Annotated in this window: 14 protein-coding genes; 9 read left to right on the top strand and 5 right to left on the bottom strand. The window is 71.9% G+C overall.

The window, feature by feature from the left end; genetic code table 11:
* The first annotated feature begins 151 nt into the window (after positions 1-151).
* Positions 152-832 carry a tetratricopeptide repeat protein gene (locus tag O7634_RS11695; protein WP_278150155.1) on the top strand — a complete coding sequence of 227 codons (681 nt, stop codon included), beginning with the start codon at positions 152-154 and terminating at the stop codon, positions 830-832.
* Here the strand turns inward: O7634_RS11695 and O7634_RS11690 are convergent.
* On the bottom strand, positions 816-1,568 hold the full coding sequence (locus O7634_RS11690) for a TIGR03089 family protein (protein ID WP_278150154.1): 753 nt from the start codon (positions 1,566-1,568) through the stop codon (positions 816-818). The two genes, O7634_RS11695 and O7634_RS11690, sit on opposite strands and share 17 nt — an antisense overlap.
* A 145-nt stretch (positions 1,569-1,713) precedes the next feature.
* On the opposite strand from O7634_RS11690, the gene O7634_RS11685 reads away from it, so the two are divergent.
* Positions 1,714-2,817, top strand: a complete 1,104-nt coding sequence (locus tag O7634_RS11685) for a hypothetical protein (protein WP_278150153.1) — start codon at positions 1,714-1,716, stop codon at positions 2,815-2,817.
* 421 nt (positions 2,818-3,238) lie between these two features.
* Here O7634_RS11685 and ligD (O7634_RS11680) read toward each other — a convergent pair whose 3' ends face one another.
* Both ligD (O7634_RS11680) and ligD (O7634_RS11675) read right to left on the bottom strand, forming a co-directional pair.
* Entirely contained in the window at positions 3,239-4,153 is a 915-nt protein-coding gene (gene ligD / locus O7634_RS11680) for a non-homologous end-joining DNA ligase (RefSeq protein WP_278150152.1), read from the bottom strand.
* Complete coding sequence (gene ligD / locus O7634_RS11675) at positions 4,143-5,084, bottom strand: non-homologous end-joining DNA ligase (protein WP_278150151.1); 942 nt, start codon at positions 5,082-5,084, stop codon at positions 4,143-4,145. The genes ligD (O7634_RS11680) and ligD (O7634_RS11675) overlap by 11 nt, the downstream gene beginning before the upstream one ends.
* An 85-nt stretch (positions 5,085-5,169) precedes the next feature.
* On the opposite strand from ligD (O7634_RS11675), the gene O7634_RS11670 reads away from it, so the two are divergent.
* From O7634_RS11670 to O7634_RS11645, 6 genes are all read left to right on the top strand, one after another.
* On the top strand, positions 5,170-6,195 hold the full coding sequence (locus O7634_RS11670) for a Ku protein (RefSeq protein WP_278150150.1): 1,026 nt from the start codon (positions 5,170-5,172) through the stop codon (positions 6,193-6,195).
* Positions 6,196-6,269: 74 nt separating this feature from the next.
* Positions 6,270-6,908, top strand: coding sequence for a DUF4241 domain-containing protein (locus O7634_RS11665; protein WP_278150149.1), 639 nt, complete (start codon positions 6,270-6,272; stop codon positions 6,906-6,908).
* 71 nt (positions 6,909-6,979) lie between these two features.
* On the top strand, positions 6,980-7,738 hold the full coding sequence (locus O7634_RS11660) for an FKBP-type peptidyl-prolyl cis-trans isomerase (RefSeq protein ID WP_278150148.1): 759 nt from the start codon (positions 6,980-6,982) through the stop codon (positions 7,736-7,738).
* Between the two features lie 188 nt (positions 7,739-7,926).
* Positions 7,927-8,754 carry a hypothetical protein gene (locus O7634_RS11655; protein WP_278153945.1) on the top strand — a complete coding sequence of 276 codons (828 nt, stop codon included), beginning with the start codon at positions 7,927-7,929 and terminating at the stop codon, positions 8,752-8,754.
* Between the two features lie 32 nt (positions 8,755-8,786).
* The gene (locus O7634_RS11650; protein ID WP_278150147.1) at positions 8,787-9,440 is read left to right on the top strand and encodes an HAD family phosphatase; all 654 of its coding nucleotides are present in this window, start codon (positions 8,787-8,789) and stop codon (positions 9,438-9,440) included.
* 28 nt (positions 9,441-9,468) lie between these two features.
* Positions 9,469-10,479, top strand: a complete 1,011-nt coding sequence (locus O7634_RS11645; protein ID WP_278150146.1) for an NADPH:quinone reductase — start codon at positions 9,469-9,471, stop codon at positions 10,477-10,479.
* Between the two features lie 187 nt (positions 10,480-10,666).
* Here O7634_RS11645 and O7634_RS11640 read toward each other — a convergent pair whose 3' ends face one another.
* Positions 10,667-12,301 (bottom strand): fatty acid--CoA ligase, encoded by a 1,635-nt coding sequence (locus O7634_RS11640; RefSeq protein ID WP_278153944.1) that lies wholly within the window; start codon positions 12,299-12,301, stop codon positions 10,667-10,669.
* Positions 12,302-12,373: 72 nt separating this feature from the next.
* Here O7634_RS11640 and O7634_RS11635 point away from each other — a divergent pair, with 72 nt between their 5' ends.
* Positions 12,374-12,865 (top strand): NUDIX domain-containing protein, encoded by a 492-nt coding sequence (locus tag O7634_RS11635; RefSeq protein WP_278150145.1) that lies wholly within the window; start codon positions 12,374-12,376, stop codon positions 12,863-12,865.
* A 164-nt stretch (positions 12,866-13,029) separates the two neighbouring features.
* Here O7634_RS11635 and O7634_RS11630 read toward each other — a convergent pair whose 3' ends face one another.
* Positions 13,030-14,703, bottom strand: a complete 1,674-nt coding sequence (locus tag O7634_RS11630; RefSeq protein ID WP_278150144.1) for an MDR family MFS transporter — start codon at positions 14,701-14,703, stop codon at positions 13,030-13,032.
* Positions 14,704-14,738 lie beyond the last annotated feature (35 nt).

The raw sequence follows: 14,738 nt of genomic DNA, 5'->3' as shown, positions 1-14,738 counted from the left end.
CGACGACATCGGCAAAAGACCCTCTGAGCAGGGCAGATGGCGATGTAACGGAACCGGATCAGGCGGCGCTGATTGGGGTCGCTCCGCGCGGTTGTGGACCACTAGGCTGCTGATCCGGTACGCAGTGGCGATGCCAGGACGGGGGCGGCGAATGAACGCCGAAGATCGCATCGAACGGGCCCGGAAACTCTACGAACAGGCCGTGTACGGCGGCGAGGTCCGCGTACTGGCCGACGCCGAACGGGACCTGGACGCGGTGGAGGCCGACGCCGCGCTGGCTCGTGGGCGGGTGCTGCACGCGCGGTACCTCGACGAACGCGCCCGGGGCGGCACCTCGCCCGTCGAGGACCCGGCGGAGCTGCCGCTGTTCGAGCGCGCGAGCGAGCTGTACCAGGCCCTCGCCGACACCCGCGGCCAGGCCGAGGCGCTGTTCTGGATCGGCTGCCTGCACCAGATCATCCGGCGCGACAACGAGACCGCGGTTCCGCACTTCGAGAGGTCCCGCCACCTGGCGGCGCAGGTCGGCGACCGGTCGACCGAGGCCGAGGCGCTGCGTCACCTCGGCATCGCGGCGCACATGGCCGGTCGGCTGGATGAGGCGCGCGAACGGCTGGAGGAGTCGACACGGCTGCGCCGAGAGATCGGAGCGTTGCCGGGCGTGGCCGCCAACATGGTCGGGCTGGCCTACGTCGCCGCCGCCCAGGACCGCCACGCGGACGCGCTCGCGACCCTCGACGAGGCGGACACCATCGCACAGGCGCACGACGCCCATGCCATCGTGCGGCAGGTCGAACAGGCGAGAACGCAGATCCAGGTCAGAGAATCCGGGTGACCTGCTCGGCGGCGACGATCGCGTCCCGCCGGGCCGGGTCGAGGTTGGCGCTGATGACCACCGACGCGCCGGCCGACAGCGGTGCCAGCAACCACTTCAGCGGCTGCTCGTGCTCGGCCGCGTCGACCAGCAGTCGGTCACCGGCGCGCAGATCGAGCATTCCGGCGACCTCCCGGGCGAGCGCGCCCCACTGACCGTAGGTGGTGCCATCCGCGCTCGCCGGGTCCGACGGGTGGATGGCGGTGTGGTCGGGCGTGACGTCGGGGTGGCGGAGCACTTCGGCGGACCAGTCCAACCAGCCCAACGGCACGTCGGTCAACCGCCCCGGCCCGGTGCCGACGAGGTAGCGGTGCGGCGCGTCCGGCACGTCCTCCAGCCAGTCGTCCTGCCGCTCGGGCGTCACGAGGACCGCGTCGAACGGCCGGTCGCCGTCGGGCTCCAACACCGGCAGGCCCGCCGTGGCGCGCGGCCGGAACGACACCGCCAGGCCGCACGCCCAGGCGCCCAACAACACCGCTGCGGTACGCCAGTGCGGCGGCAGCAGCACCGCTACGCGGCTGCCGGGGCCGAGCCCACAGCCGTCCCGCAGCAGGCTCGCGCTGCGCGCGGACCACGCGCCGACCTGCTGGGCGGTGAGGTCGACGCGCTCACCGGTCGCCTCGTCGCGGTAGCTGAGCAGCGGGCTCTCGGCGGCGGTGGACGGGACCGACAGGTCGGTCGTGGCGTGTGTCTGCATCCGCGTGCTCCCGGTGGTGACGACGTCGGCACCACCCTACGCAACGACCTTGGTCGCCGTCCCCGTCGGCCGATGGCCGTAGCGGCTGGCCGGATGGCTCGCGCACCGTGACCGACGACGACCGCCGAGCCGCCGAGGAGCACCCGTGCCGCCCGAACCCGACCCCGCCGACCGTCCCGCCGCGCCGCACGCCGCATCGGGCCCCGCCGACCGGCTCTCGTTGCGCCACCGGCTCGTGCCGGTGATGGCGTTGCTGTTGCTCGCGCCGTGGGTGGCCGAGTGCTCGTGGGGTGGCTTCGCCATCGACGACTTCCTGCCGGTGCTCGTCTTCCTCGGCCCGATGTACGGCGGGGCGGCGATCCTGATCCGGGAGACCGCCCGGCGTCTCGGCGCTGGCTGGCCGACGATCGTGCTGCTCGCCGCCGCGTACGGTGTGCTCCAGGCCTGTCTGGTCGACCAGTCGCTGTTCAACCTCGACCACCTGGACGACACGCAGTACGCGGACGCGGCCGCCGCCGACGAGGCGACAGTCGTGCCAGGGCTCGGGTTCAGCGCCGGGCAGGCGATCGACTTCGTGGGCAACCACGTCGTGTTGACCATCTGTGCGCCGATCGTGCTGGTCGAGTCGTTCCTCGGTGCGGACCGCCGGCTCCGCCCGTGGCTGCGCCGGCCCGGACTCGTGGTGGTCGGCGTGCTCTATCTGCTCGGTAGCCTGCTGATCTTCTCGGACAGCAGCGGCCGGAAGGACTTCCTGGCCAGCCCGCTCCAGCTCGCCGTCGCCGCCGCGATGGTCCTCGCCCTCGCCACGGCCGCCCTGCTGCCCCGCTGGCGGCACCCTCGCCCACGACCCTCGCTCACCGGCGCCGAGCGACGCGGCAGCCGGGCACCGCATCCGCTCTGGGTGGGCCTGGCGGTCGCCGTCGTCCCGCTCGGCCGCGAGCTGGCGTCCGGCTGGGCGGGAGTGGCCCTCGCGGTGACGCTCGCCGCCGGCCTCGGGAGCCTGGTCGCCTACTGGGCGTCGCGCGCCGGTTGGACGCAGCGCCACGTGCTCGCGGCCGGCTCTGCGAGCCTGGTGATGGCGGCGGCGTTCGCGTACCTGGTGCCGCCGTACTCCCCGGGGAGCCCGGCCGCGGCGCTGGCCGGCGACATCGCGGTCACCGTCATCACGGCCAGCCTGGTCGTGTGCGCCTGGTGGCGGCTACGCGCCGCACCCGCTGGAGGCGGGCTCCGGGCCGATCACACTCCGTGACCACCCGCCAGACCACCACCCCCCTCCCGCCCCCCTTTGCTCTGCCGCCGCGGACGCACCAGACACGCTCCGTCAACGCGGCTCTGGCTCCCCAGGATCCGGAAACCAGACGAACCGGCAGGTGAAGCCCGTGGTGCATATGCATAAGCAAAGCAAAGGGGGTGAGCGGTGGGGTTGGGACCGGTGAGGGCGTCACGTTGAGCCACCGGCGGCGACAGGCGGTTACCTGGCCCGGCGTCCACAGGAGTGGACGCCGGACCTCCCCGTTCCACCTCTTGATCTTGCCGCTGAGCAGCATGGCCAGCCGGATATGTCGCTGCGCGGCCACCTCGACGAACGCGGCGTAGGACCGGTCCGCCGCGGGCGGTGGTTTCTGTTGGTCGATCACGCGCCTTACACGCCGCGAGCGGGCCGAAGGTTGTCAGCGCGCCGGCAGTTCCGGCCCGCCGTCGAGCAGCGGGGCGAGCAGGTCGTCGTACTCCTCGATCCGGGCCAGGACCTCGGCGGCGGTGAACTGGCGCACGGCCGGTCTCCGCCCGCGGGCGCCGGCCTCCACCTCGTCCCAGGTCAGCGGCGTCGAGACCGACGGCGCTGACTGGGCCCGCAGCGAGTACGGGGCGACGGTGGTCTTCGCCGCGTTGTTCTGGCTCCAGTCGATGAAGACCTTGCCGGGGCGCAGGTTCTTCGCCATCTTCGACACGACCAGCTTCGGGTGGGCCTTCTCCAATTCCTGGGCGATCCGGCGCGCGTAGTCGGAGACCAGGTCGGACGACTGGGTGCCGGCGATCGGGCAGCAGAGCTGCATGCCCTTCTTGCCGGACGTCTTCGGGTACGACTCGATGCCGTCGTCGGCCAGGCGGTCGCGCATCAGCACCGCCACCGGGCAGCACTCGGCCAGCCCGGCCGGCGGCCCCGGGTCCAGGTCGACGACCATCATGTCCGGGTGCTGGCCGACCTTCCACTGCGGCGTGTGCAGCTCCAACGCGGCCAGGTTCGCCAGCCAGACCAGGGTGGGCAGGTCGTCGGCGATCACGTAGTCGATGGTCTCCCGGCCCTTCGTCGACCCGGGCGCGGGCAGGTTCTCCACCCGCACCCAGTCCGGGGTCGCGGCTGGCGTGTTCTTCTCGAAGAACGACTTGTCGTCCACCCCGTTGGGGAAGCGGATCCGGGTGACCGGGCGGTCCCGCAGGTGCGGCAGCAGAACCGGGGAGATCCGGGTGTAGTAGTCGATCACCTCGCCCTTGGTGAACCCGGCCGCCGGGTAGAGCACCTTGTCCAGGTTGGACAGCTCCAGCGAACGGCCCTCGACGTCCACCCGCAGCCGTTCAGCCGGCATCGTCGACCTCCTCGGGGGGTTTGTCCGGACGCAACCGCAGCACCCGGGGGAAGCGCAGCCGGCCGTCGGGGGTGCGCTGGCCGTACTTCACCTCCACCACCACCTGGGGTGTTACCCAGATGGCGCCCCGGGCATCCTCGCGGGGCACACCGGGCGCGAACGGTGACACGCCGGAGCGCAGCGGCTCCAACTCGGCCAGGAGTTGCCGCTCGATGGCCGCGCCGATCCCGCCGCCGACCCGCCCCCGGTAGATCAACAGGCCGTCCGGGCCGGGCACCCCTACCAGCAGCCCGCCGATCCGGCGCGCGCCCGGCCGCCAGCCGCCGATCACGAAGTCGCCGGTCACCTCCAACTTGACCTTCACCCAGTCGGGTGACCGCACTCCGGGGCGGTAGACCGAGGCGACCCGCTTGGCCATCACCCCCTCCAGGCCGTGCTCACCGGCCGCCTCGTAGGTGGCCGGCCCGTCGGCGAACATCGGGGGCACCGCCCACCGGGGGCCGCCGAGGCCCAGCCCGTCCAGCGCCTCTCGGCGACGCTGGTACGGCCAGCCGGTCAGGTCGTCGCCGTCCAGGCGGAGCAGGTCGAAGATCATGTACGTCACCGGCATCACCGCGGCCAGGCGGGCCGCCTTGTTCCGGTCCCGTACGTGCATCCGCTCGGCCAGCGCGGTGAACGACGGCTGTCCGCTCTCGCCGAGCAGCACCACCTCGCCGTCGAGCAGCGCGTCACCGACCTGCTCGGGCAGCGTGGCCAGTTCCGGGTACGCGGCGGTGATCTGCACGCCGGAGCGGGCATAGAGGTGCTGACCACCACCGGAGATGTCGGCGAGCGCGCGGACCCCGTCCCACTTGAACTCGTACGCCCAGCCGTCACCCGCCGGGAGCGGCCCGGTCATCGCGAGCATCGGCTTGAGCGGCGCGCCGGGCACGACCCGACTGTAGTAGCAGGCCGAACACCTCGCGTCCGGTTCCTTCGGATGCGAGCATGGTCGATATCGGGGAAGGGAGCGCAGGATGCGTGCCATCTGGAAGGGAGCCGTGTCGTTCGGGCTCGTCTCGATCGGGGTGAAGCTCTACTCCGCGACCGAGGAGAAGGACATCCGGTTCCACCAGGTGCACCGCGAGGACGGCGGTCGGATCCGCTACAAGCGCACCTGCTCGGTCTGCGGCGAGGAGGTCACCTACGACGACATCGCCAAGGGCTACGACATCGGCGGCGGCGAGATGGTGATCCTCACCGACGAGGACTTCGCCGATCTGCCGCTGACCAGCTCGCGGGCCATCGACGTGCTGGAGTTCGTGCCGGCCGAGCAGGTCGACCCGATCCTCTACAACAAGGCCTACTTCCTGGAGCCGGAGGGCGCGGCGACCAAACCGTACGTGCTGCTTCGCGACGCGCTCATCGACTCGGAGCGGGTGGCCATCGTCAAGGTGGCGCTGCGCCAGCGCGAGCAGCTCGCCACACTGCGGGTCCGTGAGGGCGTGCTGCTGCTCAACACGATGCTCTGGCCGGACGAGATCCGTACCCCGGACTTCGGCTTTCTCGACGAGGACCTCAAGGTGCGTCCGCCGGAGCTGGCGATGGCCAGCTCGCTGATCGACTCGATGACCGGCGAGTTCGAGCCGGACGTGTTCACCGACGACTACCGGGCCGCCTTGCAGGAGGTCATCGACGCCAAGGTGGAGGGTCGCGAGGTCGTCCAGCCGGAGGAGGTCGAGGAGGCGCCGGCCGCGGCCGTGGACCTGATGGCGGCGCTGAAGGCCTCGGTGGAGCGCGCCAAGGCAGCGCGCGGCGAGCAGCCCGCCGGAGGCGGTGGTGGCGGTGCGCCGACCCCCATCTCGTCGGCCCGCTCGGCGCAGAAGGCGGCCGAGAAGAAGGCGGCCAAGGCGCCGGCGAAGAAGACGGCGGCGAAGAAGACGGCCGAGAAGACGGCCGCCGAACCGGCGAAGAAGACCACCGCCAAGAAGACCTCGGCGAAGAAGGCGGAGCCGGCGAAGAAGACCGCCACGCGCAAGACCGCCCCACGCAAGAGCGCCTGACGCCGCCGGCAGGCGGCGTCGTGTCCGCCCGGCCGGGTACGCTCCGCCCGCCGCTGGCGACCGGAGGAGCCCTCATGCCGTACACCCCTGACCTGGACCGGTTGCTGACGCCCGGCGCCCGCTTCACCGACGAGCACGGCGGTTACCTGATCGAGGTCCACCCGGTGGACGACATCGTGCTGCCGACCGGTCAGGTGGTCGGCTGTGACCCGCTGGTCTGCCCGGATGCCGAGCCGTTCACCGTCGCGGTACCGCCGGGGCGCTATCCCGCCCGCGCCTGGGTGGCGGTGGTGCTCCGCGAGGACGCCGAGGTGGACAGGCGGGTCGCGGCGCTGGAGCTGGTGGTCGCCGACGAGGCGCCCACCCGCTGGGAGCCGGCCGTGGCGGGCGACCAGGACGTCGCCACCCTCGGCGCCGACGACTACTTCGGGTACGGGGTGGACGCCGGCATCGGCACGCTCGCCGACCCGACCGCGCTCGCAGCGTTGGAAGGCTGGGACGAGGAGCGCGTCGACGATGTCTTCATCCCGGCCAAGCTGCCCGCCTCCCCGGTTCCGGGGCTGATCACGGCCGTCCTGGACGAGGCCACCGGGGCCAACCTGGTCACTGTGTGCACCGGTTGGGGGGACGGCTGCTACGGCACCTGGATCGGCCGGACCGCCGACGGCCGGATCACCTCGTTCGTGACCGACTTCATGGTCGTCCCGGACTGACCGCCCCGGAACGCCCCGGAACTGCCGCGCTGGGCGATCCGAGCGGTGCGCGGCGGGCACGGTGGGCCGTCATGCGGGTACCGTGTGCGTCGGCTTTCCCCCCGGCACCGGGTGCCGGCCACACTTCGCAGCAGGGAGTCGACGACGTGAGCGAGCGGACGCAGGAGAACCGGTCGGCGGGCCAGGAGCAGAGCCCGGCGACCAAGTCGGGACGCCGGTTGGCCGCCCAGTTGGCGGCGAAGAAGGCGGCCGACGCGAGGCGCAAGCGCAACGCGTGGGCCAGCGGCCTCGCCGCGGTCGCCGTGGTCGGGGTGCTGATCGCCGTCTTCGTGACGATCGGCGGGGGTGACGACGACAAGCCCACGAACCAGGCCGACGCGACCCCGTCCGCCACCGCCCCGACCCCCGACGCCGCCGGCGCGCCGCCCGCCCCGCAGCTGCCCGAGGGCGCCGACCCGGCGCTGGGCAGCAAGCCGACGGTGACGCCGGGCACGGGTGAGCTCAAGAAGCTCACCGTCACCCCGCTGATCAAGGGCAAGGGTCCGGAGGTGAAGAAGGGCCAGAACATCACCACCAACTACGTGGGGGTGTTCTTCAAGGACGGCAAGGAGTTCGACTCCTCCTGGTCGAGCGGGCAGCCGGCCACCTTCCCGATCGGCGTGGGTCAGGTCATCCCCGGCTGGGACCAGGGCCTGGTCGGTGTGACGGTGGGCAGCCGGGTGCAGCTCGACATTCCGGGCGAGCTGGCGTACGGCAACGACGCCGCGGCCGCCGGTGGACGCCCGACCGGTCCGCTGCGCTTCGTCGTGGACGTGCTCGCCGCCCAGTGACCTGTCCGGGTCGTCCCGGTTGTCGCCGGGGCGCGATGGGGTTGTTCACATGGGGCTTCCGGCCCGTCACCCACCGGCAGTAGGTTCGGCGTCACCCCGGGCGGTTCGCCGCCCGGGGTGAGCATCCGGGACCGGGACGCGGAGGGCAGATGACGGCGCTGGACGAGTCGGGGCGGACCGCCCGGTTGATGTGGGCGTACGTCGAGCCCGTGCACGCGGTCACCTATCTGCACCCCCGGGCCCGCGCCGCGTACGAGGCGGTCGGGTTGCGCGGCTACTGGCGCGGCTACTTCGCCGGTCGTTCCGCGCCGCTGGGCGCCACCGAGGCGGCCCCGGTGATCGCCGCCTTCTTCAACTTCGCGCCGCCGATGGTGACTCGCGCGCTGCCTGCGGTGTGGCGCCTGGCCACCCCGCAGGAGACGCTCCGCGCCCGCCTCACCGGTGCCGTGCAGGCGCTTGCGGAGCTGACCTACGAGCTGCCGGAGTCGCACCTGGCCGAGGCCGCCGACCTGCTGGAACGCGCCGCTTCGGCGGCACAGACCGCCGGCCGGGTGCTCGGCGCGGCCAACGCGGCGTTGCCGCTCGGGGAATATCCGCTGGCTCGGCTCTGGCAGGCCGCCACCACCTTGCGCGAGCACCGGGGCGACGGGCACGTGGCCGCTCTGGTGGCCGCCGGGCTGGACCCGGTGGAGACGCTGGCCTGGCGGGTCGCGCTCGACGGTCTGCCGGCACAGTATCTGCTGGGTCGGGGCTGGACCGAGGAGCAGTGGCAGGCCGCCCGGGAGCGGCTGGTCCGGCGGGGCTGGCTGACCGCTGACGGCGCGCCCACCGAGCACGGCCGGGCCGAGTTCCAGTCCGTCGAGGACAACACCGACCGGGCGGCCGCGCACCCGTGGCGGACGCTCGGCCCCGAGCACAGCGACCGCCTCCGGGAGCTGTTGGAGCCGATCGTCCGGTCCGGTCACGCGTTGGTGCCGGAGGGCAGTGTGGTCGGCCTGCCCGCGCTGCCCGGCTGACCGGACGCCCGTCGGTCGGGCAGGATGGGCCCGTGACGGATGCGGTGGTGTTCGACCTGGACGGCGTGATCGTGGATTCCGAGCCGGTGTGGGAGGAGGTCCGCCGGGCGTACGTGGCGGCGCACGGCGGGACGTGGCAACCGGACACCCAGCGTCGGCTGATGGGGATGAGCACCGGCGAGTGGGCCCGCTACCTCAGCGGCGAGCTGGGCGTGAACCGTACCGCCGAGCAGGTCGCCACCGAGGTCGTCGAGGAGATGACCGACCGCTACCGGGCCCACGTGCCGCTGATCGCCGGCGCCGACCAGGTCGTCCGCCGGCTGGCCGGGCGGTGGCCGCTCGGGTTGGCCAGCTCCTCGCCGACCCGGCTGATCGAGGCGGCGCTGGCCGCCACCGGTCTGACCGACGCGTTCGGCGCGACCCTCAGCACCGAGCAGACCGAGCGGGGCAAGCCCGCGCCGGACGTCTACCTGACCGTCGCGCGACGCCTCGGCATCGACCCGGCGAGCTGCGTGGCGGTGGAGGACTCGTCGAACGGGGTGCGCTCGGCCGCCGCGGCGGGCATGCGGGTGATCGCGGTGCCGCACGGCTCGTACCCCCTCGACCCGGACGCGGCGGCGCTGGCCGCGGTGACGCTGGGCGCGATCGGCGAGCTGACCCCGGAGCTGGTCGCCGGGCTGGGTTGACCCGGGCCGAGCGGGGTAGAGACCACCGATGAAAGCCATCGTGTACGAACGCAGCGGCGATCCCTCGGTGCTGAGGCTGGTGGACCGGCCGGTGCCGGAGCCGGGCGCGGGCGAGGTCCTGGTCCGGATGGCGGTCTCCGGGGTCAACCCCACCGACTGGAAGTCCCGCCGCACCTCGACCCCGGACGGGTGGCAGATTCCCGGGCAGGACGGCGCGGGCGTGGTGGAGGCCGTCGGCGAGGGGGTCGACCCCGACCTGATCGGTGAGCGGGTGTGGCTCTGGGAGGCCGCCTGGCAGCGGCAGTGGGGCACGTCGGCGGAGTACACGCTGGTGCCGGTCCGGCAGGCGGTACGCCTGGGCGACGCCGCGTTCGAGTTGGGCGCCGCCCTGGGCATCCCGTTCCTGACCGCGCACCGCTGCCTGACGGCCGGCGAGTTCATGCCGGACACGCTGCGTCCCGGCGCGCTGGCGGACCACACGGTGCTGGTGCAGGGGGGCGCGGGCGCGGTCGGCAACGCCGCGATCCAGCTCGCCCGGTGGGCCGACGCCACCGTCGTCGCCACGGTGAGCAGCGCGGAGAAGGCGCAGCTCGCGGCGGCGGCCGGCGCCTCCTACGTGATCGACTATCGGGAGCAGGACGTGGTCGAGGAGGTCCGCAAGGTCGCTCCCGACGGCGTGCACACCATCGTCGAGGTCGCCCCGGCGCAGAACGCGGCGACGGACGTGCAGGTGCTCAGGCACGGCGGGGCGGTCTGCGTGTACGCCGACGGCGGCGGCGCGGAGGTGACCATTCCGATCCGCCCGCAGATGGTGCCGAACGCGCGCTGGCAGTTCGTGCTCGTCTACACCGAGCCGAAGGCGGCCAAGGCGCAGGGCGTGAAGGACGTGGCGGCGGCGGCCAGCCAGGGCGCGATCCGGGTCGGGGCGGATGCCGGTTTGCCGCTGCACTACTACCCGCTGGCTGACACGGCCACCGCGCACCAGGCGGTGGAGGACGCGACGGTGGGCAAGGTGCTCATCACCACCAGCGACGCCTGATCGGGTCGCCGGGCGTCCGATTTCTCCGTCACCCGGACAGAACCGAATAATTTTCGCAACAATGACGGTGCGGGTTGACCCCGCGTGGAGCGGGCGGCCCCGGCGCGGTGCGAACGCCGGGGCCGCCCCTGGGGAGGGATGTTCAGGAGTACTCCCGCCCCAACAGGCGACAGTGCCGGGGAAAACGTTACGGGGCTGTCAGCTCCCGGACAGTAAGCTCGCCTCCCGCGTACCGCGAACGGACGACCTTCTTGTCGAACTTGCCCACGCTGGTCTTCGGCACCTCGTCGATGAAGGCCCAGCGCTCGGGCAACTGCCAGCGCGCCACCGACCCGGCCAGGAAGTCCCGCAGCTCCTCGGCTGTCGTCGACGCGCCCTCCCGGACCACGACGGTGGCCAGCGGTCGCTCGTCCCACCGCTCGTCCGGAACGCCCACCACGCACGCCTCCAGCACCGCCGGGTGGGCCATCAGCGCGTTCTCCAGCTCGACCGAGGAGATCCACTCGCCCCCGGACTTGATCACGTCCTTGGCGCGGTCGGTGAGCGTGATGTACCCGTCCGGCGAGAGCGTGCCGACGTCACCGGTGCGTAGCCAGCCGTCGCGGAACTTCTCGGCGTCCGGCTCGTCGTCGCCGACGTACCGGGCGGTCACCCACGGCCCACGGACCTCCAGCTCGCCCACGGCCTGGCCGTCGGCGGGCAGTGGCTCACCGGCCGGGCCGACGATCCGCGCGCGCACGCCCGCCGGCACCCGCCCCTGGGTGTAGCGGTAGCGCCACGCCTCGTCGCCCGTCACTCCCGCGGGCGGGCGCGACACCGACCCGAGCGGGGACATCTCGGTCATCCCCCAGGCGTGGATGACGTCGATCCCGTGCCGCTCGTCGAACGCGTGCATCAACGCCGGCGGGCAGGCCGACCCACCGACGATCACCTCGCCGAGCGAGGACGTGTCCACGTCGTGGCTGTCCAGGTAGGCGAGCAGGTCGGTCCAGATGGTCGGCACCGCCCCGGCCAGGGTGGGCCGCTCCGCGGCGATCATCTCCGCGATCGGGGCGGCCTGGAGGAAGCGGTCCGGCATGATTAGCGACGCGCCGGACAGGAAGGCCGCGTACGGAAGGCCCCAGGACATGGCGTGGAACATCGGCACGATGGCCAGCTCCCGGTCGGTCGGCCCGAGCCCGAAGCCCTCCGGCATGCAGACCTGCAACGAGTGCAGGTAGATCGACCGGTGCGAGTAGGCCACGCCCTTCGGGTTGCCGGTGGTGCCGGACGTGTAGCAGAGCGCTGCCGCGTCGTGCTCGTCCACCTCCGGCCAGTCGTACGTGTCGGGCCGGTCGGCGAGCAGGTCGTCCCAGTGGTGCACGGTGATCCGGTCACCCGCCGCCGCGACCAGCAGGGCCGGGTCGCCACCGCCGACCACCACCACGTGCCGCACCGTGGTCAGCTCGCCGAGCACCCGGGCCAGCAGCGGGATGAGCGTGGTGTCGACGAGCACCACCCGGTCCTCGGCGTGGTTGGCGATGTAGGCGACCTGGTCGGGGAAGAGTCGGATGTTGAGCGTGTGCAGCACCGCGCCCATGCTCGGCACCGCGAAGTAGGCCACCAGGTGCTCGTTGTTGTTCCACATGAAGGTGGCGACCCGCTCGTCGCCGGTCACTCCGCACGCGTCGCGCAGCCCGTGTGCCAGCCGGGCGGCGGCCCGGCCCACCTCGGCGTACGTCATCCGGCGGGGCTCGGCGCCCGTCCAGGTGACCACCTCGGCCGTGCCGTGCACCCCTGCCCCGTGGTCGAGGATCCGGGAGATCTGCAGAGGGGCATCCATCATCGTGCTACGCATGGGTGACAAGTTAGTGTCGGCGGTCACACGTTGGGAACCCCCGGTAAATTGGCGCGGGTGAGCATCTCCTGGGCCGACTCGTACGTGGGGCAGCTACGCGCGCTGGCCGGGGACCGGACGCTGATGTTCGTCGGCGCCCGGGCCGTGGTCAACGACGACGCCGGACGAATCCTGCTGATCAAACGCTCGGACAACGGCCAGTGGGCCATGCCGGCCGGGGCGATGGAGCTGGGCGAGTCGATCGCCGACTGCGCGGTCCGCGAGGTCCGTGAGGAGACCGGCCTGCGCGCGCTCCGGGTCTGCGCGTTCGCCCTCTACACCAGCCCGGACCGGACCAGCACCAACATGTACGGGCACACGTACCAGATCTTCACCACGGCGTTCAAGGTGGAGGAGTGGGACGGGCAACTGACCCGGGTCACCGACGAGACCACCGACGCTGGTTTCTTCCCCCGCGACCGGTTCCCCGCCCCGCTCTCCCCCTCGGTCATCGAGACGCTCGCCGATCTGGACGTCTTCGAGAAGACCAACCGGCTCATCCTCAAGTAGGCCGGCCCTTGCCACCGAGCGCCTGCTCAAGGAGGGAGTCCGAACCGGCTCAGCCTGGCTTGATCGGCTCAGCCTGGCTTGATCGACTCGGGTTTCTGAAAGTCGGGGTGTTCTCTTCGGGATACCCCGACTTCAGTGACCTCGTGTCGATCAAGTCGACGCACTCAGATCATCGTCTGCGACTTGGCCTCCATGTCGGCGGCGGCCTCGTCCTTGGACTCGCGGGTCAGCGGCTTGCCGCCGGGGGACGGGGCTTTCCCGCCCAGCGGGTCGGCGCCACCGGTGGCACCCTGCGGACCCGCCCCGCGCAGCACGCTGTTCGGCATCGCCAGGGTGACCAGCACGGCCAGGATCGCGATCAGCCCGGCGGTCAGGAAGACCAGGTGCAGCGACCCGACGAACGACTCCTGGATGGCGGCCCGGACCGCATCGGGCAGCGCCATGATGCTCGCCGGGTCGTTGATCGAGATGTTCGTGCCGCCGCTGGCCGCGACAGCGGCCCGCTGCTCCGGCGGAAGCTGAGCGATCGCGCCGGGCAACCGGTCGGCCAACTGCGAACTCAGCCGGGACGACAGCAGCGTGCCGAGGATCGCCACCCCGAACGAGCCACCCAGCGACCGGAAGAACGTCGCCGAGGACGTACCGGCGCCGAGGTCCCGGACGGAGACCGCGTTCTGCACCGCGAGGACCAGCGACTGCATGCAGAGACCCAGGCCGACGCCGATCACCACCATGAACCCGAACGCCAGCCAGAGCGACGTGCCGACGTGCAGCTGGGTGAAGAGCAACATGCCCACCACCAGGGTCGCCGACCCGGCCACCGGGAACCACTTGTACCGGCCGATCCGGCTCATCGCCCGGCCGGTGATGATCGAGGTGACGATGATGCCCGCCATCATCGGCAGCATCAGCAGACCGCTCCGGGTCGGTGAGGCCCCCTTGACGATCTGCAGATACAGCGGGATGAAGATGATCGACCCGAACATCACCAGACCGAGCACGAAGCCGGCCCCGTTGGCCAGCGCGAACGTGGCGCTGCGGAACAGCCGCAGCGGCAGGATCGGCTCGGCGACCCGGGCCTCCTGCACCACGAAGAGCACGCCGAGCACCGCGCCCGCGACGATGAGGCCGATGATCACCCCGGAGCCCCACGGGTACTCGTTGCCACCCCAGCTCAGCGCCAGCAGCAGACTGCTCACCCCGGCGACCAGCAGGCCGGCGCCGAGCCAGTCGATCGAGTGGTCCCGTCGTTCGAACGGGATCAGCCGCATCACGTGGTAACACACCACGATGGCCAGGATCGCCAGCGGCACGTTGATATAGAAGATCCACCGCCAGTCGGTCTCCGCGAAGTAACCACCGACCAGCGGCCCGGCGACCGAGGAGATGCCGAAGACCGCGCCGAACAGTCCCTGGTAGCGGCCACGCTCACGGGGCGACACCACGTCCGAGATGATGGTGAACGCGAGCGTCAGCAGACCACCGGCGCCGAGACCCTGGATGCCCCGGGTGGCGATCAACTGGGTCATGTTCTGCGACAGCCCGGCCAGCAACGACCCGACCAGGAACGTGCCGATCGAGAAGAGGAAGACCGGGCGGCGCCCGTACAGGTCGGCCATCTTGCCGTAGAGCGGCGTCGACGCGGTGGAGGCGAGCAGGTACGCGGTGACCACCCACGAGTAGTGGTTGATTCCGCCCAGCTCGCCGACGATCGTCGGCAGTGCCGTACCGACGATCGTCTGGTCGAGCGCGGCCAACAACATGCCGGTCATCAGGCCGACCATGAGCAGCCGGATCTGCTGACGGTTCAGCACCGGCGCGGCGGAGGCTTCGGTCATGTGTCCTTCTATCCCGCCACCGGCAAAACATGCGC

This window comes from Micromonospora sp. WMMD1120 (assembly GCF_029626235.1).
GTDB lineage: Bacteria > Actinomycetota > Actinomycetes > Mycobacteriales > Micromonosporaceae > Micromonospora.
The sequence above is the reverse complement of the archived record's forward strand: the minus strand, read 5'-3'. Positions and strand labels throughout refer to the sequence as shown.